This window comes from Rhizobium sp. PK7-22 (genome assembly GCF_056530405.1).
In genome coordinates, this window is the sequence record NZ_CP096513.1 from 169,221 (window position 1) to 193,422 (window position 24,202).

At 60.8% G+C, this 24,202-nt stretch carries 25 protein-coding genes; 9 read left to right on the forward strand and 16 right to left on the reverse strand.

Annotated elements, in window-relative coordinates:
- Positions 1–15 precede the first annotated feature (15 nt).
- From M1E10_RS00925 to M1E10_RS00940, 4 genes are all read right to left on the reverse strand, one after another.
- The gene (locus M1E10_RS00925) at positions 16–366 is read right to left on the reverse strand and encodes a hypothetical protein (RefSeq protein ID WP_499173145.1); all 351 of its coding nucleotides are present in this window, start codon (positions 364–366) and stop codon (positions 16–18) included.
- A 287-nt stretch (positions 367–653) separates the two neighbouring features.
- Positions 654–1,010: a DNA-binding transcriptional response regulator gene (locus M1E10_RS00930; protein WP_499173146.1), complete on the reverse strand. Its 357-nt coding sequence runs from the start codon at positions 1,008–1,010 to the stop codon at positions 654–656.
- 97 nt (positions 1,011–1,107) lie between these two features.
- Positions 1,108–1,407, reverse strand: a complete 300-nt coding sequence (locus M1E10_RS00935) for a hypothetical protein (RefSeq protein ID WP_499173147.1) — start codon at positions 1,405–1,407, stop codon at positions 1,108–1,110.
- Positions 1,408–1,497: 90 nt separating this feature from the next.
- On the reverse strand, positions 1,498–2,460 hold the full coding sequence (locus M1E10_RS00940) for a PAS domain-containing protein (protein ID WP_499173148.1): 963 nt from the start codon (positions 2,458–2,460) through the stop codon (positions 1,498–1,500).
- A 994-nt stretch (positions 2,461–3,454) separates the two neighbouring features.
- On the opposite strand from M1E10_RS00940, the gene M1E10_RS00945 reads away from it, so the two are divergent.
- The 3 genes from M1E10_RS00945 to ligD all read left to right on the forward strand — a co-directional run bounded on the left by M1E10_RS00945 (position 3,455) and on the right by ligD (position 5,688).
- Positions 3,455–3,724 (forward strand): hypothetical protein, encoded by a 270-nt coding sequence (locus M1E10_RS00945; RefSeq protein WP_499173149.1) that lies wholly within the window; start codon positions 3,455–3,457, stop codon positions 3,722–3,724.
- A gap of 108 nt (positions 3,725–3,832) precedes the next feature.
- On the forward strand, positions 3,833–4,108 hold the full coding sequence (locus M1E10_RS00950; protein ID WP_499173150.1) for a DUF6894 family protein: 276 nt from the start codon (positions 3,833–3,835) through the stop codon (positions 4,106–4,108).
- 533 nt (positions 4,109–4,641) lie between these two features.
- On the forward strand, positions 4,642–5,688 hold the full coding sequence (gene ligD / locus M1E10_RS00955) for an ATP-dependent DNA ligase (protein ID WP_499173151.1): 1,047 nt from the start codon (positions 4,642–4,644) through the stop codon (positions 5,686–5,688).
- 1,155 nt (positions 5,689–6,843) lie between these two features.
- On the opposite strand, the gene M1E10_RS00960 is transcribed toward ligD, so the two are convergent.
- Both M1E10_RS00960 and M1E10_RS00965 read right to left on the reverse strand, forming a co-directional pair.
- Positions 6,844–7,170, reverse strand: a complete 327-nt coding sequence (locus M1E10_RS00960) for a hypothetical protein (protein WP_499173152.1) — start codon at positions 7,168–7,170, stop codon at positions 6,844–6,846.
- Positions 7,170–7,412, reverse strand: coding sequence for a hypothetical protein (locus M1E10_RS00965; protein ID WP_499173153.1), 243 nt, complete (start codon positions 7,410–7,412; stop codon positions 7,170–7,172). Before M1E10_RS00965 ends, M1E10_RS00960 begins: the two co-directional genes overlap by 1 nt.
- A gap of 369 nt (positions 7,413–7,781) precedes the next feature.
- Here M1E10_RS00965 and M1E10_RS00970 point away from each other — a divergent pair, with 369 nt between their 5' ends.
- Entirely contained in the window at positions 7,782–8,312 is a 531-nt protein-coding gene (locus tag M1E10_RS00970) for a helix-turn-helix domain-containing protein (RefSeq protein ID WP_499173154.1), read from the forward strand.
- Positions 8,313–8,395: 83 nt separating this feature from the next.
- Positions 8,396–9,058, forward strand: coding sequence for a cyclodeaminase/cyclohydrolase family protein (locus M1E10_RS00975; RefSeq protein ID WP_499173155.1), 663 nt, complete (start codon positions 8,396–8,398; stop codon positions 9,056–9,058).
- Positions 9,059–9,108: 50 nt separating this feature from the next.
- Here M1E10_RS00975 and M1E10_RS00980 read toward each other — a convergent pair whose 3' ends face one another.
- From M1E10_RS00980 to M1E10_RS01025, 10 genes are all read right to left on the reverse strand, one after another.
- Entirely contained in the window at positions 9,109–9,375 is a 267-nt protein-coding gene (locus tag M1E10_RS00980) for a hypothetical protein (protein WP_499173156.1), read from the reverse strand.
- Between the two features lie 23 nt (positions 9,376–9,398).
- Positions 9,399–10,082 carry a lysophospholipid acyltransferase family protein gene (locus tag M1E10_RS00985; RefSeq protein WP_499173157.1) on the reverse strand — a complete coding sequence of 228 codons (684 nt, stop codon included), beginning with the start codon at positions 10,080–10,082 and terminating at the stop codon, positions 9,399–9,401.
- A gap of 119 nt (positions 10,083–10,201) precedes the next feature.
- A complete protein-coding gene (locus M1E10_RS00990) occupies positions 10,202–10,918 on the reverse strand; it encodes an autoinducer binding domain-containing protein (RefSeq protein WP_499173158.1) in 717 nt (238 codons plus the stop codon).
- A gap of 467 nt (positions 10,919–11,385) precedes the next feature.
- Positions 11,386–11,799 (reverse strand): response regulator, encoded by a 414-nt coding sequence (locus M1E10_RS00995; RefSeq protein ID WP_499173159.1) that lies wholly within the window; start codon positions 11,797–11,799, stop codon positions 11,386–11,388.
- Positions 11,800–12,063: 264 nt separating this feature from the next.
- Complete coding sequence (locus tag M1E10_RS01000) at positions 12,064–12,228, reverse strand: hypothetical protein (RefSeq protein WP_499173160.1); 165 nt, start codon at positions 12,226–12,228, stop codon at positions 12,064–12,066.
- A 380-nt stretch (positions 12,229–12,608) separates the two neighbouring features.
- Positions 12,609–12,941, reverse strand: a complete 333-nt coding sequence (locus tag M1E10_RS01005) for a DMT family transporter (protein ID WP_499173161.1) — start codon at positions 12,939–12,941, stop codon at positions 12,609–12,611.
- 400 nt (positions 12,942–13,341) lie between these two features.
- Entirely contained in the window at positions 13,342–13,548 is a 207-nt protein-coding gene (locus M1E10_RS01010) for a hypothetical protein (RefSeq protein WP_499173162.1), read from the reverse strand.
- Positions 13,549–13,638: 90 nt separating this feature from the next.
- Complete coding sequence (locus M1E10_RS01015) at positions 13,639–13,875, reverse strand: DUF6894 family protein (protein ID WP_499173163.1); 237 nt, start codon at positions 13,873–13,875, stop codon at positions 13,639–13,641.
- Between the two features lie 82 nt (positions 13,876–13,957).
- Positions 13,958–14,245 (reverse strand): hypothetical protein, encoded by a 288-nt coding sequence (locus M1E10_RS01020; RefSeq protein WP_499173164.1) that lies wholly within the window; start codon positions 14,243–14,245, stop codon positions 13,958–13,960.
- Positions 14,246–14,442: 197 nt separating this feature from the next.
- Positions 14,443–17,058 (reverse strand): PAS domain-containing hybrid sensor histidine kinase/response regulator family protein, encoded by a 2,616-nt coding sequence (locus M1E10_RS01025; RefSeq protein WP_499173165.1) that lies wholly within the window; start codon positions 17,056–17,058, stop codon positions 14,443–14,445.
- Between the two features lie 413 nt (positions 17,059–17,471).
- Between M1E10_RS01025 and M1E10_RS01030 the strand changes: the two genes are divergently transcribed.
- The 4 genes from M1E10_RS01030 (at position 17,472) to M1E10_RS01045 (ending at position 24,111) form a co-directional block, all read left to right on the forward strand.
- Positions 17,472–18,641: a 2-methylaconitate cis-trans isomerase PrpF family protein gene (locus M1E10_RS01030; protein ID WP_499173166.1), complete on the forward strand. Its 1,170-nt coding sequence runs from the start codon at positions 17,472–17,474 to the stop codon at positions 18,639–18,641.
- An 84-nt stretch (positions 18,642–18,725) separates the two neighbouring features.
- A complete protein-coding gene (locus tag M1E10_RS01035) occupies positions 18,726–19,964 on the forward strand; it encodes an acyl-CoA dehydrogenase family protein (RefSeq protein ID WP_499173167.1) in 1,239 nt (412 codons plus the stop codon).
- Between the two features lie 11 nt (positions 19,965–19,975).
- Positions 19,976–22,048 (forward strand): acetate--CoA ligase family protein, encoded by a 2,073-nt coding sequence (locus tag M1E10_RS01040; RefSeq protein WP_499173168.1) that lies wholly within the window; start codon positions 19,976–19,978, stop codon positions 22,046–22,048.
- A complete protein-coding gene (locus M1E10_RS01045; RefSeq protein ID WP_499173169.1) occupies positions 22,012–24,111 on the forward strand; it encodes a fatty acid beta-oxidation multifunctional protein in 2,100 nt (699 codons plus the stop codon). Before M1E10_RS01040 ends, M1E10_RS01045 begins: the two co-directional genes overlap by 37 nt.
- The last annotated feature ends 91 nt before the right edge of the window (positions 24,112–24,202 follow it).

The window sequence follows — 24,202 nt, forward strand, 5'->3', positions numbered from 1 at the left end:
TGTCACGGCAGTCGGTCATCCGGCATCGGCAGTTTTCCCCTCCCTCTTTTGCTCAGTTTCCTTGGAGGTCTTGGAGTCGTACTGTTTCCAGCTGTGCAGGTCTCCAATCATCTTGGAGGCACAGTTTAATGCCTTGGCTACCTCATCGAGTACGACAATGCCTTGCATGACGCGGTTCTGAACGTTCTCAAGATCGAGCAGCGGATCTTTCGCATACCTTTTCAGCCGAAAATTCAAGGAGCCGCGCATCTCCCGCACAGTGATCAGCGACCGCTCAAGAAGATGTGCCATCTCGTAGGCGTCCAGCTTCTCCACCTCGTTTGCTGCCTGCACCAACTCGGTGATGAGGTCTGTGGTGGTGCTCACTGCATTTCTCCTCCGACGGTCTCCGTCACGGAACGGATCGAGCGCGCCCGGATCCTCTTATGAAACAGGTTTTGGAAAATGCGAAGCGACGACCGCATAGCATCCTCTTGCATTTCGCTCGTAACCCTCGACCGCGTGGAGGCGGACGTGGAAACACTGGTAGAAGCGCGGCGCTTAAGATCCCGTCAGTTTAAGGCCTCTTTTTACAGGCGCTTTCCCTACCCCGGTGATAGTCCCCATCATGCAATGAAACTAAGAAGTGTGACAGGGGTTGGGCAGATCAGGCCTCAGTCATTGCGGCGCATGAAGCTGGGAGAGGACCGCGTGTAGCATCTGTTCGGAAATCGGTTTGGCGACGAAACGGGCGCCGATCGGCAGCATCCCGTGCTGCGGGATGTATCGACGACGATCGAACAGTCGGGCCACCGCTTGGCGGTCACGGCAGCAAGCTCGACACCATTCATCGAGCCTGGCATGTCGATGTCCGTCAGGAGCATTTCGATACCCACCTCCTGCTCCAGAACCGCCAGTGCCTGATCGACGTTGACCGCCTCATGCACGTCGCAGCCGGCGTCAGTGAGGGTGTCTACCAGATCGAGACGGATCAACCCGTCGTCTTCAACAACAAGAACTGTTTTCGGCATTGGTGCTCCTTCTGGAACGTCTCGAGGTCGGATGTCACATCACAGCGCAGCCCGGAAACGTCATAGGCAAGCGACACGCGACTATCCAGAGTGCCATTCAATCCTGCAGAAAAAAGCCGCGTCCTGATCCTGCGAACGTAGGCGGCTCGACAATGGGCCCCCCTGCTTCTGCCCATGTCATTTCAAAGCGATCGCTCATCTCCCCGCCGACGCGCCATCGCAGCTCTATTCTTCCGTCTGCAGATGACAAAGCGCCATACTTCATAGCGTTGGTAGCAAACTCATGCAGAATCAGCGACAGTGACAGCGAGGGGCGCGATCCGATCTTGAGGTTCGGCCCTGAGATCATGATCCGGGGATTGGCGGGATCATCAATCATCTGCTGGACCAACTGCATGACCGTCGATGCGCCTCGACCACCTTCGAGGATGACGTCATGGGCGCGTCGCTCAGGACGCAATGCGCTCTGAAAGCCGGCGCCTGGCAGTCACAAGGTCAGGGGCGCTTCGAAGCGTCTGTGATGCGATGCCTGCACCATGGCCAGTTGGTTCTTCAGCCGATGGCCGAGCTCATGCGACAGAAGTTCTCGGCGGTCCTCTTCGGCGCGCCGTTCCGTCACGTCCCTTGCCTGAACCAGGATGCCGCCGGTTCTGCCGGCATCGTTCGTCATCGGTTGAAACACGAAGTCGAACAGGCGGCTTTGCATTTCGCCGTCAGGACCCCGGTTCAGCTCAATGCGCATATCTTTGCAGACGAGAGGCTCGCCGGCGCGGTACACCCTGTCCAGCAGGTCGATAATGCCTTGCCGCACCACTTCGGAAAGGGCTTGCGCAACCGGCTTGCCGATGATGTCGCGGCCGAGACCGACCATGGAATGGTACTCCTGGTTGGCGTAGTCGAAGACATGGTGAGGGCCCACGAGCATGGCGATGCCGCCGGGGCTCAATTCGAAGACCTGCCTGAAGCGTTCCCTTTGTGTCCGTTCCTCCCGTCGCGTGGCCACTTGGGTGGTGATCTCGCTGCAGGCGCAGAACATCCCCAACACGGCGCTCCAGGGATCGCGAACCGGCGTGTAGGAGAAGGCGAAATGGGCCTCTTCCGGGTAGCCGTTGCGATGCATGGTAAACTCGATGTCGTCCATCGCCGTGCCGTGGCCTTGCAAGGCGGCATCGATGATGGGCTCGACTTGGTCCCAGATGTCATGCCAAAGAGAGCGGAAGCTTCCACCGAAGGCCGATTGGTGTCGGCTGCCGCACATGGCCGCATAGCCATCGTTGTAAATCGTCGTCTGCGACGGGCCCCAGACGATCAGCATCGGCTGGAGTGATCCCATCATGACGCTGATGAGCGTGCGCAACTCCACAGGCCGCGCATCGATTGGGCCAAGGGGTGTGGCTGACCAATCATGATCACGGAAAAGCTGGCCGCAATCCGGGTTCGTAAGCTGCATATCGACTGCCTGATTCATGCTGCCGCAACACATAGCTTCCTGAAAGAGGGAGTCTAGACGGGAAACTGGCCGGATGTGCTGGAACATGTCACTGCCGGAGACGCCACGCAACCGAAGGGGAACCTTCCGGCGCGCCAGACGCGATAACCAGTCGCGCGATAGCGTCTGCGACCTCTTCCCACACGACAGGATGATGGCTTTCCTTACAATCAGTCACCGCTTTCCCCGTTATTCACAGGCGGCACACCCACCTCCCTTCGTGTTAGCCGTTCGTACATCATTGGTTCGCAATGGTTCTACCCTCTCGCGCCACTGCTAAAACAGCAGTCTCTACATCATCGTCGCCCGTCAGATGATGTCTAAGCACTGGCAAACGTGTTTGAGGATCGGGGTCTGCTTGCGGAAAGAGAGGACATGCACAGGCATCCTGGACTTCCACGTCCGCAGCCATGACGCCGGTGATGAGGATCCTGAAGGGGCCGCGCCCGCTTTGTTCGAAGCTGCCGCGATGAGGCCTTCCTTGGGGCTCGCGACACCCGCGCGCCTGGTCTGACCGAAGAGGTAATAGACGGACCGACGCCCCAGATCACCGCTGGAACAGATTGTGCTTGCCCACCGCTTTGGCAGTGTTGTGACCAAGAGGACCGACCGGCAACCGACACGAATCTCGATCCTCTGGTTGATAGGATGGGCTTGTTCCGGCTGGAGCACCGTCGAAAGGAGATGGCTCCGTATGCGATGATGCAGACGAGGCACTACGTTTTGTCTGCCTGGAGCATGGACCGCTCCCCAAAGGCTAATCTGCCTCAGGGGAGCCCGCGATGACGAGCCATCTGACGATGGGGCGGCCCCGCGCCCGTTCGATAGGGGAGAGGGATGGACTCGTCTCTGGATCGGCCTAAGGTCGGTCTATCGTTACCAACCGACTTTGTAGGCAGTGACGATCGAGGGATATTGTGTGCTTCCACCTGCTGAGACAGAGGAGCCATTAGCTATGTCCCTTTCCGAAGGCACCGGTGCATCCACAACGTCTCCATTGCTGAACCTGCTGCGTAACTGGGCAAGGCGATACACTCCCCTGAAGCCGTTGAGCGAAGGTATTGCCGGACGCACCATCAGCCTTTTGGCCGCCAACCCGGAGCTGATCGAGGGGCGCGATCTGCGGTTGAGCGTTTTCCGTGTGCTCCATCGGGTGGCGCTGGAAGATCTGATGCTAGTTTTGCGAACGAAGCAGGCCAATGAAGAGCCAGAACCAGCGCCTTGAGCGGATCAAGAAGGGGAACATCTCCACGTCGGCGGTGTGCGCTTCCGCACAGAAACATCCTCCAAACCTGTCAGTTCGATGTTTGCACCGAACAGGGAAAAGGTTACTATGCAACGCTACTTCTTCAATCTGGACTTTCCCGGCGAGCAAGTGAGCGATCCGGAGGGGGCGGAACTTGCTGATCTAAAGGCCGCAAAATGCGATGCCCGTGAGGCCATTCGCGATATCTCCGTCCAACACATCAAGTCGGGAACCCCGCTCATGCTTCGAAGCATCAGCATTTGCGACGATGTCGGACGGACCCGCGCGAAGGTTACCACGCGTGAGGCTCTGGATGAGATCATAGCACCGGTGATTTCGGCGCCCGAAAACGGGCACGCTTGATCGCACCATGTGCTGCGCCTTTCGCGGTGGCAAGGGCGGCTTCCAGCGTTCACGCGCGACACTTGGATGTGGGGTTTGCCGGCCGACGATCCGTTTGTCGGCTCGCAGGTCTTCGTCCCACGTGTCGTAGACCTCACCGAGGAGGGTGTCTGGGAAGAGTTCGAGAGCCCGAAAGAAGCGCTGTCTCAAGATCCGTCAGGCCAACCATATGTCATCCGGGAGGTGTGGTCTCCAATGCCTCCGCAGGAGGCAAGAGTGGCACCAAAGGCTCAACCACCTCGCAGCGCTTAATCAAGTAGACGGACGTCTGCGCTGTCCGCGCAGCGGCCGGTCATTCGTCGGCGGGGTTCTCTCATCCCGATAGGTTGACAGTTTCTCGCTCAGCCAACAGACATCCCCACTGGATGTCGAGGCCACGGCCAAGGCAATGCCAACACTGCCGATCAGGGCCGGATTTGATCATCTTCGTCAGCATCGATCGGCCCCCCCGCAACGATTACCGTATATTAAGCCGTTGATGATGCAATGGCGGCATGACCAAGCGCCCTCGCAAGCCCAACGCTCCGCTTCTGGTGGAAAAGAACCTTCCCCTGAAGAGCGGACCAGTCAGGAAGCGCGACCCGCAACAACCAGAGCTGCCGTTTGATCACATGCCGGACCGGATCGAGCCATGTCTGGCAAAGCTGGTCAGCCAGCCGCCTCAGGGTGACGAGTGGTCCTATGAGCTGAAGTGGGACGGCTACCGCCTGGCGGTTCACATCGAGCCGGACAGGGTGCGGATCATCACCCGCGGCGGCCATGACTGGACCCATCGCTTTCCGAGCATCGAAGCCGCGGCACGGGAGTACATGCCAAACACGATGATCCTAGACGGCGAGGCGGTGGTCCTGGACGCGCAAGGGCGCTCCGACTTCGGGAAACTGCAGAACTCTCTGGGGGGTCGCGGTGGCAGGCTGCCGGCCAGCAACGCGATCCTCTACGGCTTCGACCTATTGTACCTCGATGGGCACGATCTGACGAAGATGGACTATGGCGCACGGCGGTCACTCCTGGAGGAGATCGTGCCAGCCCACCAGGAGGGCAGCATCAGGCTCTCGCAAGAGTTCGTCGTCGATCCCGATTTGCTGCTGGCCCATGCCTGCTCGCACGCGCTCGAAGGGATCATCGCCAAGAACAGGGACCGGCCCTATCGCTCTGGCCGAAATGGCGACTGGCTCAAGATCAAGTGCGTGCAACGCGACACGTTCGCGATCGTCGGCTATGAGCCGTCCAGGGCAGCGCCAGGTTCCATCGGGAGCCTCCTGCTTGCCGGCCTGAAAGGCGCCGACTTCGTCTATGTCGGGAGCGTCGGCACAGGGTTCAGTCACGACCAGGCGAGAGATCTGAAAAAACAACTGGATAGGCTGAAGACGAGTGTTCCGCCCGTTCGTCTCCCCGGGAAGAGCCTGGTGTTGACGGCCCCGGCGTTGTTGGCGGAGGTGGAATATCGTGCCTGGACTCACACCGGCACACTTCGTCATGCGTCGTTCAAAGGGCTGCGAGAGGCTGAGGACGGGGCGGAGATCTATCGGCTGGGATAGCGGCGGCTGGCAAGCGCCTTGTGTAAATCCTGCGGCTCATTGAGCGCGGGCAACAGACGGTCCAGCGCAACGGGCGAAGGCGAGTTCTGGCAGAAAGGGTCCGTGAACGCCTAAGTGGTGCAGCAACCATCAGTCCGGCAAGTCTTGCGCCCATGGGATGCCGCAGGCCTGAAGGACGAGCATGATGCGTCGGCCGATCTCGTCTGCCGATCGATGGGGGTGAAGTTGCGAAAGACGCTCGGCGACCGATCGAATGTCAGCAGTGCGCAGAACGCGGGCCCTTAGGCGATCAACCTCAAAGTTTATCGCAGCCATTAGGGCCTCATCACGGGACTGCTTCATGCTCTCCCCACAATGGGAAAAGGCCGCGGCAGAAAATGCAGCGACCTTCTTTTGCGCCAACAGTGCCGGTACATCCGCGGTCACATTCGAACGCCTGACGAGAAATATAGATTTTTACGATCCGTCGGACAAGCAGCGGCGCACAAAATCGAATGTTCAGTACGATCGCAGACAGAGCGACGGGCCTGGACGCAGCGCAGGTTCCTCCATCAAGCCAGCAGAAAGCCGTTGGAGAACAAGTTGCGGTACCTGGTGACTGGCGATGCTGTTCTAGACGTCCAGGGCTGCGGAGGTTCCCCTACGGCAGGTTTGCGTTCCAGCGCCTGGCGGACGCTTGGGCAGCAGCTCCGGTCGAAACACCGGTCGGGCCAGGCGTCACGAGCCCAAAAAAAAGCCCCGCACTGGAAGAGCGGGGACCAAGGTAGGGGTTTGCCCGGCTTTCGTTCGGACGTCGCTTCTATTGCACGGTACGGCATGGGCGGCGAGGGCGGTTTGGCTCGATCCGGTACGGCTGATGAGTTCTGGTCTATGTTTCCGTTTCGAGAGTGATGTGCAGCTGCCCGATGATGCCGGCGGCGGCAACGCGTCCCGTACGACATCTACAGTCCCGGTCGTCGCGCCCCTGCCTGCAACGCACGACGTAAGCCTCACAATCCTTCGGCATCGTCTGGTTCGGACAGTACGTCACTTATATGCCGCATAGGGCGAACCGTGGCGATGTTACAAGAAAAGACTTCCGCCCGCTATACGTCCGGCAGGTGCTCGGCGTGGTTCGCCGCCCGCACCAGCCCTGCAATAAGTTCGTCAGCTTGCTCAATGCATCGTTCCTTCGCCGGCATCAGTTGCCGTTTGAGTGTCTACGGCATTGTGCAGCGCGCGGATCAGGTCGGCGGCGTCGAGAAGGGCTGCTTGGAAACGATCCGGTGTGCGCTTCGCGCGTGCCGACGCGACCCGCGTCATGCGCAGATGGGCGATGTCGTCGGCAGGCACTCCGCTCGACTGCAGGGCCAACTGCTCCCGTATGTCGTGTATCGTTGTGATTGCTCGATCCAGCAACCGCACCTTCTCGTATGCACTCAGCTTTCCCACGTCATCCGCTGCCAACACCAACTCTGCAATCAAGCCTGTGATGGAAGACATCAGTCGAAATCTCCAATCCTTCCGGTCGTGTAGATGACGACAGGTGGCCCAATCTCCCCGATAGCGGGCTCGGCGCGTCTGGACCAGGCGACAACCCCGGCGGCCGTCGATTGTAATTGTTTCGCGAAGCGGATCGCATCAAGCGCCGTTGGAACCTGCGTAGGCGCTGATGACTGGACGACCTGGCCCCGATCATCCTCGCGAAATGCCACAAAGAAGAAGCTGTTCATCAACCCCGGCATGGATCCTCCCAAGAAAGCTGATGGCTGACGTAGAGCGCTCCGCTCGCGTGTCTAGACGAGCGGCGCCGTGAGGCAGGCGGAATGGGGCGATTTACTGCGAGCGCAACTGCGACGGCCGCCGCACCGATGAGCGCGATTGGACCGCCATTCGCCGGCGCGTTTGCCGAAGCCACTCATTGGAGCGGGACTGGCTTTAGAAAACCAATAGATGGTGACCGGGCGCGGGCCCATCAGCGGACGAGGAACCCGTAGCGGCAAGCCAACCGGTCAGCACGAGTATCCAGGGGTCACCGGACGCGGGAGGGAATGGCTAGCAGAACGGACAGAAGATGATGTAAGAAGGCCCGGTCAGGCAGCGGATGGCAGAATATGAACAAGAGTTTGGACAGTCAAATCTCGGAGCGCCGGCTGGTTCGCACCATCGATCCGGACAATGAAAAACCGGTCTACCGGCAGGAGGGATGGTCTGGCATTGCGACTTTTGACGAGCTCGACGCGCGGCTTGGCGATGCCTTGCGGAGCTGCCGGCAGGACAAAGGGCTCAGCCGGGCCGAGCTGTCGACCCTTGTGGGCCTGAGTGAGCAGGTCTACGGCCGCTACGAACGCAGCTCGTCGAAGATGACGGTCAGTCGCCTCATCCACCTGAGCGAAGTGCTCGGCGTCTCGCCGCTGAAAATGCTGTTTGCAGCGGCTCCGCATCTGTGGGGCGATGATCAGCAGGAAGCCGAGAGCCGCTTCCGGATGATGAAGCTGATCGAGGACCTGCCCGCCGAGACCATGGCATCTGTGGTGAGCCTGCTGGAAACGGTGGCTGTGCTTCAGGCCAAGAACCAGGAGGCAGACAGCCCAGCGGTAAGCTCTGCGTTGGATGTCGCCCGTTTGCCAGCACAGCCGAAATAACGCACTGCGGCTGAAAGATAACGGGAACGTATCGGATCACGGCCGGTTTCGCGTGAGGTTCGTGAGCGCGAAAGGTAAGCATCGTGGATCTTGTTGATCAGCCACTGCAAACGGTTCTTGACGGCGCCGGCCATCGCTCGCCGGAGTTGGGTGGCAGCACCGCGTCGATCCTAGCGGCATTGATCGGCCTGTCTCTGATCCGGATGGCTATAGAGGTCTCGCTTGGAAGCCAGGGCGGCAGCAACGAGCTCGGCCTAGCGCTCGACAGACTGGACCGGCAGTCTTCCGTACTGGCCGATCTTGCCGACGCCGACCAGCAGGCGTTCCAGGCCTATCTTGCGGCACTGAAGGGCCGGCGCGGCTCTACCCGAAGCACGGCAGACGATCACGCTGATCCGGCAGTGCGGGATCAGACCCGTCGCGGTGAGGACGCCGTCCGCCGGGCCGAAACCCTGGCGACGCAAATGCCGGTGCAGGCCGCACAGGTGATCGTCGAGGCGCTGGAGCTTGCAGCGGCAACCGCTGAGAAGATCAAGGCGAGCGTGGAAAGTGACATCTTTGGAGGCGCAGCATTGTTGAATGGGGCCCTTACTGGCGTGCTTCTGGCTGTCGACATCAACCTGAAGTCAGGGCAGCCGGAGTCTTGCCAGTCCCTTTCCAGCAGCCGTAGCGCTATATCTGCTCGAGGCAAGACAGCCTTTGCAGCGCTAGCTGCGCGCGCCCAGGCGGGCGGATATCAGCTCTAATGCGACCTGCAGCCCGTGACGGGGGGCAGGGCGCTGGCATCTATCTGTCGCTAGAGAAAGTCTGATACAGACTGCATCACCGTCTCGGTCGCCTCACGGTCCAGACCGATCCGAGACTTGATCAGGAAAAGGCAGAGGTAGAGGAGCTTGATCTGCGCGTCCGGGTTTGACGCGGGTATATGCTTCAAGAGCCGGCTGCGAAGACGTTGTTCCTGTTCAAGGCGGTCACTCTGGCCAAAGCCGCCGCCCTCGGCAACATGAACTGCGGCAGCCAGACCGGCATGTTCTTGCAGGAGGCGCCACAGGGATCCATCCATTGCATTGTCTCCCGCTCTCCCGGTTACGCTCGTGACATCTGCGAGGGCTGAGCCATGGCGCTGCTGGACTGCTGCAGCTCTTGGCTGGTAGGTTGCGGCGGTGCCGCGCCGAGGTCCAGCAAGCCGTGGGTATCGGGCCGCAGCGCCCGCAACTGCCTGGCGCTGACAGGCAGCAGACCGGCGACACCCCATGTCACGCCCATAGGCTGCGGCGGACCGAGCCGCGACAGCACCCAGCCGGCGCGCCTGAGGACGCGCTCCATCCGCAGGTCGACCACCGCAACGACTCCTGCGTATCCGTGCTGAAGCGACCATTCTACCATCGCCGCAAACAGGCTTTGCGTGGCGTCATGCAGTCCGTGTCCGCTGCGATGGCGTCGGGTCTCGACGCAGAAACGGGATGCCTCGACGAAATGGCAAAGGTCGAGGATCCTTCGTTCGTCCAACAGCTTAGAAAAGACCGTCGACAGCATCGTCGGGCCATCTACAGGCAGCAGCCGGACGCATCCGACGACGGTATCGTCTCGCGTTACAGCGGCGAGATAGGTGGGCTGCAGCCGATCGAAAATGTCGCGTTCCTGCCCGCCCGACACCCGGACGTCCCAGTGAAGGCGGCCATCGAACACCTCTGCGCGCAGCTTGAAGCTTTGCCGAAGAAGATCTTCCGTTCGCGCCGATTCCGTACCGTCGAAAGCAATGACCTGCATGCTCGCCTCGCGACTCTGCACTTAAACGATACAGCGCCGCCGCTTCCGCCGATATTCCCGAAAACGGGTAGAAAATGACAAAACTGCGCCGGGCTTTGCGCCTCCGACCTCACGTGAGATTAGATCAGGATCTCGCGCCGCCTGATCGCCGTCACGACGGTATGCACCCTATTGGCTGCGCCCAGTCGCGCGCGACTGTCCTTCAGGTGGCGCTCGACAGTCTCTTTCGCAATGCCGAGGATGTCGGCGATCTCGGTGAGGGGCTTGCCTGCCGCCACCCAGTCACAGACTTCTGCCTGACGTTTGGTCAAAACAGGTCGAACTGACGCCTGTCGAATGCGACCGAGCTTCTGATAGCTGCAGTAGCCGGCCGCCTCGATGACGAAGCGGGCGCGGCGTGAGTGTTCGAGTGACTGGCCGGCCAAGGAGATGACGCCGATCTCGCCGGTGGCTCCATGCACGGGCAGGCAAAAGCCATCCCGAAGCCCGAAATCTGCAGCGGTCTCCATGACGGCACGTTCCTCGCGCTGAAGTCGCTTTTGCGCAATGCTGCGCCAGCTGAACAGCTGGCTGGACCGAAGGCACTGTGCCGCGCAGGGATCGCGTGCCACCAGTCCTTTGGAAAAGTAGTGCTTGGACCAGGCGCTGGGCCAACGATCGACGAGGATGGCGGGTTCCGGCGAGGGTGTCGTCGTCGGCGCCAGCTGGGCAACCAGGCACGCCTCAACGCCGAAGGGTTGCAAGGCCCGGTGCAAGGCCTCAGCCACCGCGCGCGCGGTGTCGGCACTGGCCAGAAACTCGGAAAAGATACCTAACGCGTCGAGGGACTTCTGCATCGTGTCATCCGCCTACAGCTGCCGCCACTTTAACGGGATTGGTGCCCCTTCACAATTGGCTTGTGTTCCCCTCCCGGTACGTTGCTCGCTTGGCCTGGCACGCGCCACTTGAAAACATCGTGGCGTCACTGCAAGCGAGGTTCGATAGCTGCTGATACGGCAGACTGACAGGAATTGGGCGGGCGCAGGCCGTGGTTGATGTGCGTTCCATGAGGTGAGAAACGGCAAGCGGACAACGGCAAGAGCGGCTGCAACGACCCGGGACTTTGCGTCACCCCCTCCACAGGGACGGCAGGGAATGATCAGCAGGGAATGCACCCACCCAGCCGGGGCGGAAAAGGCGGCGACAGATCGAGGAAACCGGAAGAAGGGCGGCCGCGGCGCAATGGTTGCGGCCATCGGCTCGCTCAGCAGTAGGTCAAGCGGTCAATGACCCAGCCACCGAGACCCGACGATCATATGTTGCTCTAAGGAGAGGTCGGTTGCGCAGCAGCTGACAGGCGTCCGGCATCAATGGTCGCGTTTTTCAGACACTGCGACAGGGCGTTGAGCAGGTCTCGCGGTTCGCAGAGCTTCGGCACCCAGATCCCCTTCAGGAAGACGGTATCGAGACTTGCGTCGGAACGGGTGCGAGCACTGTGAACGACAAACGGCACCCCGCGTCTCGACAGCGTCTCGGCCACTTGGCCCGAATCCCCATCCGAAACACTGATATCGAGTACGGCGACGTCAGGGGAATGTTCTTCAAGCCAGGAGGAGGCCGCCGCGCAAGTGGAGGCCGTAAAGGGGTCTGCCAGTGCCGCCTCGCGGATCAAGTCCTCCAGTTCCAGAGACAGGAGTGGCTGGTCTTCCAGAAGCAGTACCTTGGGTGTTCCGGCCATTCCGCAGCCTCCTGTTGCAAGTTATCGTTATCAAATCCGAGGCTGCCATGGAAGTGTCTGCCAGCGTACGGGGCCCTAAGCTGCGGGCATCGCGGCAGGTGCTGCTGACATTGAAAAAGGCAATGCGCCGGCCGTCGCTGTTGGCCCCCCAAAGCTACCGACAGATTGGCGAGGGGATGTTCATGAGATCATGGTTGAACCCTGGGCGGATAAGGTTCCCGCAGGCGGTGGCGTCGGTCCGATGAAGGCGCCACTGACAATCACCTACTTGGTGATCGCGTCTCGCGTGCCTTGGCCGCCCGGCCGACGTCGGGCATCCTCAATCTCCTGTTCAGGAGTCTTGGTGACATCCACCCTTTCAACGAACCGTCTATGGCCATCCTTCTGGACCGTTTCCTTGTCGACGTCGGGGATCATTTTCTCTGCCATTATCGCTCTCCTGGGCTGCCACCTGCTTAAACTGCGTCGGGGGCAAAAAGATGCCGGAGCGCGTCAGGACGCTTGATCGGCTGTAAATCATATTACCGACGGCCCCGGGAACATGCCTCGGACCTGATATGCGGTGAGGATCAACAACCCAGGCGGAGGCGCTTTCTTGGGCAAGCCGTCTCAACCATGCCACCGGCTGCTGCTGCGCAAGGACGGCGAAAAAATAGCCCGCCTGGAAGGAAGGCGTTGGGGAGAGAACCATGCGGGCACTCTCAATATGGCAGTGAGGGAAGAGACAATCACCTAGGCCGCTGCACTGGTTTGTATCATAGGGCCGCTTGGCGAAGAGGCAGCGGCACCCGACGTCCAAGAGGGGGTTGTTAGTGACCCCCGGCTTTCGACACGACGTTCATCAACAGCACGCCGACGATGATCAATCCCATCCCGACAACAGCTGGCGCATCAAGCTTTTGCTCAAACCAGAAGCGACCGATCACAGCGACGAGCACCACACCCGCACCAGACCAGGTCGCGTATGCAATGCCAATGGGGATCGCTTTCAAAGTAAGCGAAAGAAAGAAGAACGCGACGCCGTAGCCGATCAAGACAACCAGGCTCGGAAGCAGCTGTGTGAACCCCTGCGAGGCTTTCAGCGCACTGGTGGCGATGACTTCACCGACAATAGCAATCCCGAGAAACACAAAATTCAGCATAACGCGCTCCGGCTTGAAACCTTTGAACAACAACCGGTTGAAGCGTTACGCGCAACTGTTGGTGAAGCCAAGCGTCCCCGGTGCGGAGAAGAGCTTGGCAACGTCCATCTGTGACCGTGAAGTATACCATTAATCGCTCTCATGCGCGTAGCTCGAGCTGCGCAGCGGGCTGGTGCGGCTCTATTTGCGAACAGGTTTGAACTGCAACGTCCGCAGAGAGAAATACGGCGATCGCCGGCATCGCACCAGCCCGATCAGCAGATGGTCGAGTTGGCCTGCGCAGCAGCTTTACCGTGTCACCGCGGGCCGGCAACCGACCACCATTCAGAGTGACCTGGAAGCCCAGTGGCGGCAAGAGGTGATCTTACGGCGACCCTTTTTGCGGGAGATCCGTCGCCTCCTAGACCTCCGTCTTTATCGCGTGCTGCCCGTCGCCGTCGGTGGTCTCGCTGATATCATTGACGTCCGTCGACTGCGACCGCTGATCCTCTTTCGTGCTCCTGCCCTTCAACTCTGCGTCGCTGCCAATTCGGGCCGTCTCCTCATCATGGATATCAAGTGCTCCACCGCTCGTGGCCTTCGGTTTCGTCGTCTGTGGATCGGTCATCGGCATCTCCTATTCTGGCAGATCCAACAAGGGTCATCGCCACAGGTTCCATCGCATTGCAGCCCGGGTCGTGCCAAAAGGCGAGCTTGGCTATTCCAGCCGCAGAGCCGATTTGAAGGGAACGCTTCGCAGCACGGTGCCGTCCTCGGCGGTGATCTCGAAGGTTTGCCCGTCGATGACCTCATCGGACAAAAGCTTCTCCGCCAGGATCTCACGCGCGGCTTGAACAGCCTCATCGCAGGCCTCATCAAGGGTCGCAAATTCGCCGCCCTCCGGGTCCTCTTCCAGAGCATCGTGCTTGCGCACGTGAAAGAAATATCTGGCCATGTGGTCTCCCTAGAATCGCCGCATCCCAACCAGACCGACGCGGCAAGGTTCCCGTTGGCCGAAGCCGAGATGGCTGGCGCAGCTACTCGATGGTCCCCACTTGCTCCAGCTGATCGACCAACACCTCCGGCAATTCCCGCCGCTTGTTCAGCACGGGCATCAGCAGCTCCAGCGTCAACGGCTTGAGGCGCACCTCGTACAAGCAAATTGGCACCACGACACCATCGTATTCATCATCCAGAGCCTGATCCCTGGCCAGTTGCTGGCGATGCGCCGCCGCTTCGGACACGGCGTCCTCCAGGGTCGTATAATAGGCAAGCAGCTCATCGGAGCCTGGGATAATCTGGAAGGCGAACAGGATAGGCAGCATATCGGTCCTTTGGATAAGGCTTCCACGGCGCAGGCTTGCAGGAACTCATCGCAGGGAAGGGTCGAACGCCTTTTCGGCATGGAGTTGGATGGAAGACAAGTGCCGCATGACGCTCTGTCATTCGATCCGTTTCGCCTCCTGTCTCGACACCTCCCTGGCCGGAGACCGCGGGTCGGCCCCCGGCCAGATGCCTGCCACTATTCCTCGCCGTTGATGATCTCTTTCACGCGCCGGGCGAGCGCTTCTTGCGAAAACGGCTTCGTCATCACCTGCATGCCACGCTCCAGATTTCCGTGGTTGAGGACGGCGTTTTCAGCGTATCCGGTAATGAACAGCACCTTCAACTCCGGCCGTGCCAGTCGTGCGACATCGGCAAGCTGGCGACCATTCATGCCATTGGGCAGACCCACATCGGTCAACAGCAGGCAGATGTCTGGATGCGCCTGAAGGACCTTGACCGCCGAGGGACCGTCATCGGCCTCCAGGATATGATAGCCGAGCTCACTCAAGATCTCGGAAGCGACCATTCGCACAAGAGGCTCGTCGTCGACCAGCAGGATGCTCTGTCGCTGAGATGCCCGCGGCGCCTCCGCCTCATGCTCGATTTCTTCTTCGGCAGGCGTTTGCGACATGTACCGCGGGAGATACAGGCAGACAGCCGTTCCCTGGCCAAGTTGCGACGTGATCCGAACGGTTCCACCGGATTGCCCTGCAAAGCCGTACACCATGGACAGGCCCAGGCCGGTGCCTTGGCCGGTGGGCTTGGTCGTGAAGAACGGATCGAACGCGCGCGCAATGACGTCCTGTGACATGCCTGTGCCCGTATCGCTGACACAGAGACAGACATAGTCGCCAGGCGCGAGCCCCTGGTCTCGAGCCGCCCGGCCATTCAGGGCGCAGTTTCCGGTTTCGATCGTCACCGTGCCGCCGTCCGGCATGGCATCGCGGGCATTGAGGCAGAGGTTAAGGAGCGCGTTCTCAAGCTGCCCGATATCAACGAAGGTCGCCCAGAGGTCATCGGCCGCGACGGCTTGCACTGCGACAGCCGGACCGACGCTGCGGGTCACGAGATCATACATGCCCGCAACCAGGCGATTGAGATCTGCAGGCTTTGGATCAAGCGTCTGTCGCCTGGAAAAGGCCAGCAGGCGTTGGGTCAACCCGGCCGCCCTCTTCACTGCCGCCTGCGCCAATTGCAGGTATCGCTCGACGTCGCCGATCCTGCCCTGGGAGAGGCGCGTCTTCATCAGCTCAAGGCTGCCGCCTATCCCGGCCAGGATGTTGTTGAAGTCATGCGCCAGGCCGCCGGTGAGCTGGCCGACCGCCTCCATCTTCTGGGAATGACGAAGGGCCTCCTCCGCCTGAACCAAAGCGGCCGTGCGCTCTTCAACGCGGGCTTCCAGCGAGGCATTCAGTTCGGCAAGGGCGCTGGCCGTGGAACGCAGCTCCGCTTCTGCCCTGACACGCTGTATGTGCGCCCAGGAGCGCTCCGTGACCTCGCGGATCAGAGCCAGTTCTTCCGGCGACCACGCATGCGCAACCTTGTCATGGATCGCCATCAGCGCCGTCAACTTGCCATCGCGGATGAGAGGCATGCAGATGGTGGCAGCGATGCCGATGTTTTGGAACGTCTGCGCTTCCTCCGGGGGAAGTTCGACAGCGTTATCGTTGATGACGAGAGGCAGACCACGCGTCAGGTTGCTGACAGCAAGCTTGCCAAAGGCAGCGAGACGATAGCGGCCGACGATGGAGGGGGAGCCTTCTGCCGCCCAGTCGCCGCGGATGGTAAAGCCATCTTCGTCATCGTCCATATCGGCGTAGGCACAGTTCGACAGCGTCAGATGCGTGCCGACCATTCTCGTCGTGACAGCAAGGATCATATCGGCGTCGGCACTTTTGCCGGTTTCCCTGGCCAGATCGTCGAGGAAGCGCAACCGCGCCTCCGATTGCCGCAGCGCTTCTTCTCCGGCGGTTCGTTCGGTCACATCGGAGCCGGACACGAATATATTGGTGATCTGCCGTCGCGCGTCCCGGATCGGTTGGAAGACAAAATCCAGATAGCGCTCCTTGGCCTGATCCTGGGCCGAGAAGCTTTTGCCCGTGGCGGCATAGGCCTGTCCTGAAGCCAGCACCTCCTGCAGAAGCCCGAGATAGCCTTGTGCGCCCGTCTCCGGCAGCGCTTCGGCGACCGTCTTGCCGATGATGTCCCGGTTTCCGATGATCCGCATATAGGCCGGATTGGCGTATTCGAAGCGGAAATCCGGCACACTCAACATCACCATGAAGCCAGGAGCATTGTCGAACATCTGCCGATAGCGCTCCCGTTCGGACAGCAGCGTTCTTCGGCCATGAACGGCTTGGGTGGTCTCGATGGCGGTGTCCAGCATCGCCACCACGGTGCCGTTTTCATCGCGGATCGGGGAGTAGCAGAAGGTGAAATAGGCCGTTTCCGGATGGCCGTGCCGCGAGATCTGAATGGGAAAGTCTTCGTAGTAGCCAGCTTCGCCTGCCAGCGCTTGCTGCGCAATCGGCCTCAGCGCCTCCCAAGTTTCGCTCCAGGTGACCCGCATGGGCTGGCCGAGCGCTTCATCCTTGGCACCGAGGATCGGCAAAAAGGCATCGTTGTAGATGGCGATCAGGTCGGGTCCCCAGAAGAGACATTGGGGAAAGCGCGATGCCACCAGCGCGTCGACTGCAATCCGCAAAGCGGGCGGCCACGAAACGATGGCCCCTAGCGGCGTCGCTTCCCACGAAAAGGAGCGGATCTTGTCTGCCAAAGGGCCTGTTGATGATGGAAAAATTGTTGATGTCATGGGCCCAATCCGCTGCGCTGAAAACCTAGTGCTCACACTCCCAAAGTGAAGTGTCCAATAGCAGTTTGAATATGACTATTTGCCGATCCAGATGGGCGCCCGGCTGAGGACAATATTTCCAGTTGGCTTGTCGAGAGCTGTCCCGGGCCCACCCCCGTCTGGTCGGCATCTTCTTTGGGTGAACTTAGGAGCTGCGCCCGAGGGGGTGTGACTGGTGGGGTGGGTTGCCGATCGCGCACGATGACTTCCAAAGCCGCCGATCGTTCGATAAGAGATGCGCTATTGCAGAGGCATCAGGTCGGCGCTCGCAGTTCAAACTTGCGCTTGGCCCGAGGCAATGAATCATCAGGTTTCTGATTGGGATCTGAAGGCTATTGAAGCTCAGCGGGTTATACCACCTTAGGGAGCGCCACTTGGTTATCCATCCACCCTTCAACATGCAAGCGATCTCCGCCAGGATCATCCGTGGCGGCTCCTCCAAAGGTATTTATCTTCGACGAGATGAACTGCCCCCTGAAGGTGATGACCTCGATTCCTGGGTCCTTCGCATATTTGGCTCACCCGACCGGCGGCAGATCGACGGCTTGGGCGGCGCCGACAAACTGACCAGCAAAGTCGCGGTTATGGGATCGCCCACCCGATCCGACTGCCATATCGACTATTACTTCGGGCAGGTGAATACCGAATTGCCCCGCGTTGATTGGGCGGCCAACTGTGGCAACCTCTCTGCCGGCGCCGCACTTTACGGTACCCTAGAAGGCGCTTGCGATGTCACGGACGGAATGGCGACGGTCCATATCCATCAGGTCAACACCGGGCGCAGGCTGACGGCATCCGTGTCGTTGGAAAATGGCTATCCCGCGGTCGACGGCGACTTTTCCATCGGTGGCGTGCCGGGCACCGGCTCCCGCATTGATCTCGATTTTGGTGACTTTGCCGGCTCTGCTCTTGGCGGAGAACTACTGCCGACTGGCCAGCCGGTCGATCGACTGATGATCCCAAGTATCGGCGAGATTGATGTCAGCGTCGTGGACATGGCCAATCTCCTGATTTTCGTCCGCGCCGCCGACATCGGCATGGATGTGCAGGCCTCGATCTATGACATGCAGGCCGATACGGGATTGGTCGGACGCCTTGAGGCGGTGCGCAAGGCGGTGTCTGCGCAAATCGGCTTCATTGTAGGACCCGACACCGACGAGCAACTGCGGATCAGCACCAATCCGCTGATCTTTGCCGTCGCGCCGGCGCTGACGTATCAGGCGACCAACAGCATCGGTATTCGATCTACCGAGTACCACCTGTTCTCTCGCTCGCTTGCCCGCTTTGAGTTTTCCAAGGCTTATCCGGGATCAGGCGCCGCCGGTACCGCAGTCGCCGCAGGCATTCCAGGAACGCTTGTTCATGAAGCCGTTGGGGAGATCGGTCAGGGCTCTGGTGCTTACGACCTGCGTGTCGGACATCCGGGCGGTGTCCTGGAAGCCGCCGCCAAGGTATCGGCGGGCGCGGGCGCGATCCGGGTGAAAAAAGCTCTAATCGGCCGGACCGCCCGTCTCCTGATGGATGGCAAAGCCTATATCCGCTAGATCAGGACGCGCATCCTTGACGTCATTCCGTCTCCGACACGCCCGGCAAGAACTGCCGGTGGAAATAGATCCGCCAGTCCAGACATGAGCTTAGGTTATGCCAGCCTAAGGTCTGAGAAGTTGTGTTCGACCCTCCCTGTGGCACAACAGTATCGTATTGATCAGGGAGGTCGCATGTATTTACCCCTTAGCCCGGAACAGGCGGAATGGGCCAACAACGTTCGCAGGTTCGCGGAAAAAGAGCTTGCTGATGGAGCCTTGCAGCGTGCTCACGCGCGGGAATACCCCTGGGATGTCGCCACAAAGCTTGCCGCTATGGGGCTCCTCGGCATCACCATGAAAGAGGAGGATGGCGGTGTCGGCGGCAGTCTGATGGATGCCGTCGTGGCGATCCAGGAAATTGCAAAGGTCTGCCCAAAGAGCGCCGACATCGTCCAGGCTGGCAACTTCGGACCGATTCGAACTTTCGTAGAGTATGCAAGCGACGATCAGAAGCAGCGCTATCTGGCGGATTTGCTTGAAGGTAAAGCCCTCATCTCACTGGGCATGACGGAGCCAGATGCCGGCTCCGCCGTGACCGAGCTCAAGACCAAGGCGACGGAGGATGGCGACCATGTCGTCATCAATGGCTCGAAGGTCTTCTCTACTCACAGCCCGGAAGCAAAGCTCTTCCTGATCTACGTGCGCTTTGGACCGGGCACCGGCGGTATAGGATCCGTATTGGTCGAGCGCGATACGCCTGGATTTACGATCGGCGAGCGCTCAAGCTTCATGAGCGGCGAGGAATGGTGTCCGCTTTATTTCGAGAACTGCCGAATTCCGAAAGCCAACGTGCTGCTGGGGCCAGGCGGTTTCAAGAAGCAGATCGCCGGCTTCAATGTCGAGCGCATCGGCAATGCCTCGCGTGCTCTCGCGCTTGGTCAATATGCCTTTGAAGTGGCAAGACGCTACGCGCTTGAACGCAAGCAGTTCGGCAGGCCCTTGTGCGAATTCCAAGGACTGCAGTGGAAATTCTCCGAGATGGCGGTCAAGCTGGAAGCGGCGCAGATGCTCCTCTACCGGGCGGCCTCTGTTGACAGCGGCGAGCTGCCGAGCGCCTACGACACAGCCGTCGCCAAACTTGCCTGCAATCAGGCCGGGTTCGAGGTGGCCAACGAAGCCCTCCAGGTGATGGGTGGCTATGGCTACAGCTCTGAAAGCCTTGTCGAGTATTGCGTCAAGCGCACCCGCGGATGGATGATCGCCGGCGGTTCGATCGAGATGCTCAAGAACCGCATCGCCGAACATGTCTTCGAGCGACGGTTCGACCAGCGCGCCAGTTAGGGAATCTCGTGATGACATTTAGCTCAGCGGCGCTTCTTCGGCCGCAATGCGTCGCCCTGGTCGGCGTCTCCGACGATCCTTCCAAGACCGCGGGACGTCCGCTGCAATACCTGCGGAGTTCCGGCTTCGCCGGAGAGATCTTTGTGATCAACCCGCGTCGCGAGACCGTGCAGGGGGAAAGGGCCTATGCTTGCCTGACCGACCTGCCGCGCCTGCCTGACCATGCCTTCATCCTGACGGATACGGAAAAGGCGTTGGACAGTCTGGAGGAATGCCAGCGACTGGGCGTTCCGGTTGCGACCATGCTCTCCAGCGGATTTGCCGAGTCGGGCACAAGGGGCATTGCCAACCAAGCCCGGCTGAACGCCGTTCTTGCGCGTGGTGGCATCCGGTTGGTCGGACCCTCCAGCATCGGTGTCGTCAATCTTCACAATGGACTGACCCTGACGGCCAATGCAGCCTTTGCCGAACCGGATCTGCCCAGGGGCGGCATATTTGTCGGATCCCACAGCGGCAGCCTGATCGGCGCGCTGGTGTCGCGCGGCAAGCGCAAGGGCATCGGCTTTGCCGGCCTTGTCTCGGTCGGCGCCGAGACGGACCTCTCGATCGGCGAGATTTGCATGGCGACGCTCGATGATCCGCAGATCACGAGCTACATGCTGTTCATCGAGACCTTGCGCCATGCCGACACACTGCATGCGTTTGCGATCGAAGCCTCCAGGCGCGGCAAACCAGTGGCGGCGTTTAAGTTGGGACGGTCCGAGGAGGCCGCGGAGCTTGCCGTCTCCCACACAGGATCGCTTGCGGGTGCCGATGAAGTGGCCGACATCTTTCTTGCGCAATGCGGCATTGCCCGCGTTGAATCCTTTGAGGGGCTGCTGGAAGTCATGCCGCTGCTGCAGCACGTGCCAGCCTCGCCGACAGGACCGCGCAGGGGCCGTGTCGGGGTCGTCACGACGACGGGCGGTGGGGCTGCCATGGCCGTCGACCAGCTTGCCCTGCGCGGGGTCGATGTGATTCCCGCCAGCGAAGAAACCCGGGCGCGCCTGCGTGAAAAAGGCATCGAACCCGGTGACGGCCGCATCATCGACCTGACGCTCGCAGGTACGCGCTACGACGTCATGAAAGCCACGCTCGACGTTCTGCGCAGTGCGCCGGAATTCGACCTGATCCTGGCAACCGCCGGCTCGTCGGCGCGCTTCAACCCGGAGCTTGTCGTTCAGCCTGCCTTGGACGCCTCGGGCGAGCCCGGCCATCCGCTGGCCGTCTTCCTCGTACCAGATGCACCCGAGGCCGCGCGCCTGCTTGCCGGGGCGGGCGTTCCCGCCTTCCAGGACCCGGAAACCTGTGGCGACGCGATCGCTGCCGCGCTGCATCGGCGCCTTCCAACCCGGTCCGCGCCTCTCGACAACGTTCCCGTGTCTGGCGAAATTACCTCTTTGACTGAGGCTGACTGCTATCGCTTGCTCAGCCGACATGGCCTGATGCCTGCACCGCATATGGTTTTGAGAACAACGGAGCCGGTGCCGGACCTGCCGTTCCCATTTCCGGTGGTCGCCAAGGTGCTCCATAATGCCATCGCCCATAAGAGTGATGCGGGCGGCGTGGTGCTGCACATTGCTGACAAGGCTGAACTGGCCGAAGCAATGGCGTCCATCGTCGCGCGCGTGCGTCTGACGACAGGCGTTGTTGTCACTGACATCCTGGTGCAGCAGATGACGCGCGGCGTGGGCGAAGTGCTGGTCGGATTTCGCCGCGATCCGCAGGTCGGACCCATGGTTATCCTGGCAGCCGGCGGCATCTTCACCGAGCTCTATCGTGACAGCACGATGCGGTTGGCACCGGTGGATCGTGCAACCGCGTTGGAGATGATCGGGGAGATCAAGGCCAGCCGCATCCTTGCGGGCTACCGCGGCGGCGCCATCGGCGATCTTGACGCGCTGGCAAATGCCATTGTCTCGGTCTCCCGACTGGCGACGGAGACCGCGCCACGCGTCGAGGAACTTGAGATCAATCCACTTCTGGTTCTGCCGCGGGGCCACGGCGTATGCGCCATCGACGGATTTGGAAGGATCGTGCAGTGACTGGAACCGTGCATCTGGAGCGAGACGGCAATGTCGCCATTCTCGTGATCGACAATCCCCCGGTCAATGCCGGCTCCTCCGATGTCAGAACCTCGCTTCTGGCGCGGATCGCGGAGGTGGAAACCGATGCCAGCATCGCCGGCACCGTTCTCATCGGGGCGGGCAAGACATTCATCGCCGGTTCCGACCTGCGCGAATTTGACTTGCCGCTCGACCCGCCTCAACTGCCGCAGGTGATCGCGGCGATAGAAGCGTCGAGTAAGCCGTATGTTGCAGCCCTTCATGGCGCGGCACTGGGAGGCGGCTATGAATTAGCACTGGCATGCGACGCTCGGATTGCTGCGCCGGGCACGGTGGTCGGCCTACCGGAGTGCACGCTCGGGATCATTCCCGGTGCGGGCGGAACGCAAAAGCTTCCACGGCTGGTGGGGAAGGCGAAGGCCATCGACCTGATCTGCACGGGCGGCCGGGTCTGCGCCCGCGACGCTTTGCAGCTCGGAATGATCGATGCCATGTCCGGTGAAGATCTGCGCGCCGATGCAAGTGCCCTGGCCCAACGTCTGGCAGGACAAAAGCGCCGTGTAATTGATCGTCCCGTTCCGCACGAGGCAAGCGAAGCCATTGAAGCTGCGGCTACGAAGGCAGCAACCGGCGGCCGAAATCGCCCGCACATCGAGGCCGCCATCCGTCACGTCCTGTCCGTTGGAACGGTCCTACCCGGCGAGGGACTAGCGGCAGAGCGGGCCGATTTCCAGGAGCTGCGCGCGTCATCAGAGGCAAAGGCTTTGCGCCATATCTTCTTTGCCGAACGCGAGGCGGCACACGGACACTTACCACCCAGCGTAAAAGGCCGGCCCTTCAGAAGCTTCGGCATTGTTGGTGCCGGAACGATGGGTGCCGATATCGCAACGGCTACCCTGCAATCTGGGTATCGCACCGTCCTGGTGGACAGCAACGGGGACGCGCTGGAGCGCGCTTCGGCACGCATCGCTGCAGCAATTGACAAGGGGGTGGCATCAGGCAAGCTGTCTGAAGAAGCTGGCGTCACAGCCAAGGCACATCTGGTGACGGCGGTCGACCTCGATGCGCTGGCGCAGTGTGATGTGCTAATCGAGGCGGTTTTCGAGGACAGCGACACAAAAAGAGCCGTGTTTGCTCAACTCGACAAAATTGCTGGAGCTGATGCACTTTTCGCCACCAACACCTCCTATCTCGACATCGACGTGATCGCTGCCGCCACGACGCGACGCAGCGACCTGATCGGGCTGCACTTCTTCAGCCCGGCGCACATCATGAAGCTTCTGGAAGTCGTGGTGGGGACGGAGAGCTCGAACGAAGCGCTGGCCACGGGTCTTGCCGTGGCCAAGGCACTGGGCAAGCAGCCCGTCCAGGCCAAAAACGGATTTGGGTTCATCGGCAACCGCATTTATGCGGCCTACCGCGCAAGCTGCGAGTTCATGCTCGAAGACGGCGCGTTTCCGCACGAGGTCGATGACGCGATGCGCAGCTTCGGCTTCGCGATGGGCCCGTTTGCCGTTGCCGATATGTCGGGCCTCGATATTGCTTGGCGCATGCGCCAGCAGCAGGCCGCGACCCGCGATCAGTCGTCACGATACGTGGAGATCGCAGACCGACTTTGCGAGATGGGCCGTCTCGGTCGCAAGACCGGCGCGGGCTACTACGACTACGACCAAAACGGCCGGGCGATGCGCTCGGCTCGGGTTGAGGAGCTCGTTGCCGAGGCGTCGCGCGCGAAGGGTATCGCGCGTCTCCCGCTGACGGTCGAGGAGATCCACACCCGTGCAATGGCCGCTATCGTCAACGAGGCCTGTCTCGTTCTTGAAGACAAGGTTGCAGCGCGTGCGAGCGACATCGATGTCGTGCTCGTCAACGGCTACGGTTTTCCGCGATGGCGCGGCGGACCTCTGTACTGGGCGTCCCGGCAGGATCCGCAACGTCTCGCCGCCGATTGCGCTGCCTCTGCTGCCGAGGTCGGACCATCGAAAAGACAAGCAGACATGGCCGCGATCTTTCAATCCCGGAGCGGCGAAAACTCAAGGTAGAGCCAATATCGCTTTGGCTGCCCTCCTTGAGCCCAACCCGTCGTCGGGAAGGTCGGTCGATTAGTCAGTTGCCGTTGCGCGATCCGCCACG

What these genes read in the sequence shown, in the direction of transcription:
- M1E10_RS00930 (WP_499173146.1), bottom strand. Translation starts at nt 1,010, where the DNA reads ATGCCGAAAACAGTTCTTGTTGTTGAAGACGACGGGTTGATCCGTCTC.
- M1E10_RS00935 (WP_499173147.1), bottom strand. Translation starts at nt 1,407, where the DNA reads ATGCAGTTGGTCCAGCAGATGATTGATGATCCCGCCAATCCCCGGATC.
- M1E10_RS00940 (WP_499173148.1), bottom strand. Translation starts at nt 2,460, where the DNA reads ATGCAGCTTACGAACCCGGATTGCGGCCAGCTTTTCCGTGATCATGAT.
- M1E10_RS00945 (WP_499173149.1), top strand. Translation starts at nt 3,455, where the DNA reads ATGTCCCTTTCCGAAGGCACCGGTGCATCCACAACGTCTCCATTGCTG.
- M1E10_RS00950 (WP_499173150.1), top strand. Translation starts at nt 3,833, where the DNA reads ATGCAACGCTACTTCTTCAATCTGGACTTTCCCGGCGAGCAAGTGAGC.
- ligD (WP_499173151.1), top strand. Translation starts at nt 4,642, where the DNA reads ATGACCAAGCGCCCTCGCAAGCCCAACGCTCCGCTTCTGGTGGAAAAG.
- M1E10_RS00960 (WP_499173152.1), bottom strand. Translation starts at nt 7,170, where the DNA reads ATGTCTTCCATCACAGGCTTGATTGCAGAGTTGGTGTTGGCAGCGGAT.
- M1E10_RS00965 (WP_499173153.1), bottom strand. Translation starts at nt 7,412, where the DNA reads ATGCCGGGGTTGATGAACAGCTTCTTCTTTGTGGCATTTCGCGAGGAT.
- M1E10_RS00970 (WP_499173154.1), top strand. Translation starts at nt 7,782, where the DNA reads ATGAACAAGAGTTTGGACAGTCAAATCTCGGAGCGCCGGCTGGTTCGC.
- M1E10_RS00980 (WP_499173156.1), bottom strand. Translation starts at nt 9,375, where the DNA reads ATGGATGGATCCCTGTGGCGCCTCCTGCAAGAACATGCCGGTCTGGCT.
- M1E10_RS00985 (WP_499173157.1), bottom strand. Translation starts at nt 10,082, where the DNA reads ATGCAGGTCATTGCTTTCGACGGTACGGAATCGGCGCGAACGGAAGAT.
- M1E10_RS00990 (WP_499173158.1), bottom strand. Translation starts at nt 10,918, where the DNA reads ATGCAGAAGTCCCTCGACGCGTTAGGTATCTTTTCCGAGTTTCTGGCC.
- M1E10_RS00995 (WP_499173159.1), bottom strand. Translation starts at nt 11,799, where the DNA reads ATGGCCGGAACACCCAAGGTACTGCTTCTGGAAGACCAGCCACTCCTG.
- M1E10_RS01000 (WP_499173160.1), bottom strand. Translation starts at nt 12,228, where the DNA reads ATGGCAGAGAAAATGATCCCCGACGTCGACAAGGAAACGGTCCAGAAG.
- M1E10_RS01005 (WP_499173161.1), bottom strand. Translation starts at nt 12,941, where the DNA reads ATGCTGAATTTTGTGTTTCTCGGGATTGCTATTGTCGGTGAAGTCATC.
- M1E10_RS01010 (WP_499173162.1), bottom strand. Translation starts at nt 13,548, where the DNA reads ATGACCGATCCACAGACGACGAAACCGAAGGCCACGAGCGGTGGAGCA.
- M1E10_RS01015 (WP_499173163.1), bottom strand. Translation starts at nt 13,875, where the DNA reads ATGGCCAGATATTTCTTTCACGTGCGCAAGCACGATGCTCTGGAAGAG.
- M1E10_RS01020 (WP_499173164.1), bottom strand. Translation starts at nt 14,245, where the DNA reads ATGCTGCCTATCCTGTTCGCCTTCCAGATTATCCCAGGCTCCGATGAG.
- M1E10_RS01025 (WP_499173165.1), bottom strand. Translation starts at nt 17,058, where the DNA reads ATGACATCAACAATTTTTCCATCATCAACAGGCCCTTTGGCAGACAAG.
- M1E10_RS01035 (WP_499173167.1), top strand. Translation starts at nt 18,726, where the DNA reads ATGAGCTTAGGTTATGCCAGCCTAAGGTCTGAGAAGTTGTGTTCGACC.
- M1E10_RS01040 (WP_499173168.1), top strand. Translation starts at nt 19,976, where the DNA reads ATGACATTTAGCTCAGCGGCGCTTCTTCGGCCGCAATGCGTCGCCCTG.
- M1E10_RS01045 (WP_499173169.1), top strand. Translation starts at nt 22,012, where the DNA reads ATGCGCCATCGACGGATTTGGAAGGATCGTGCAGTGACTGGAACCGTG.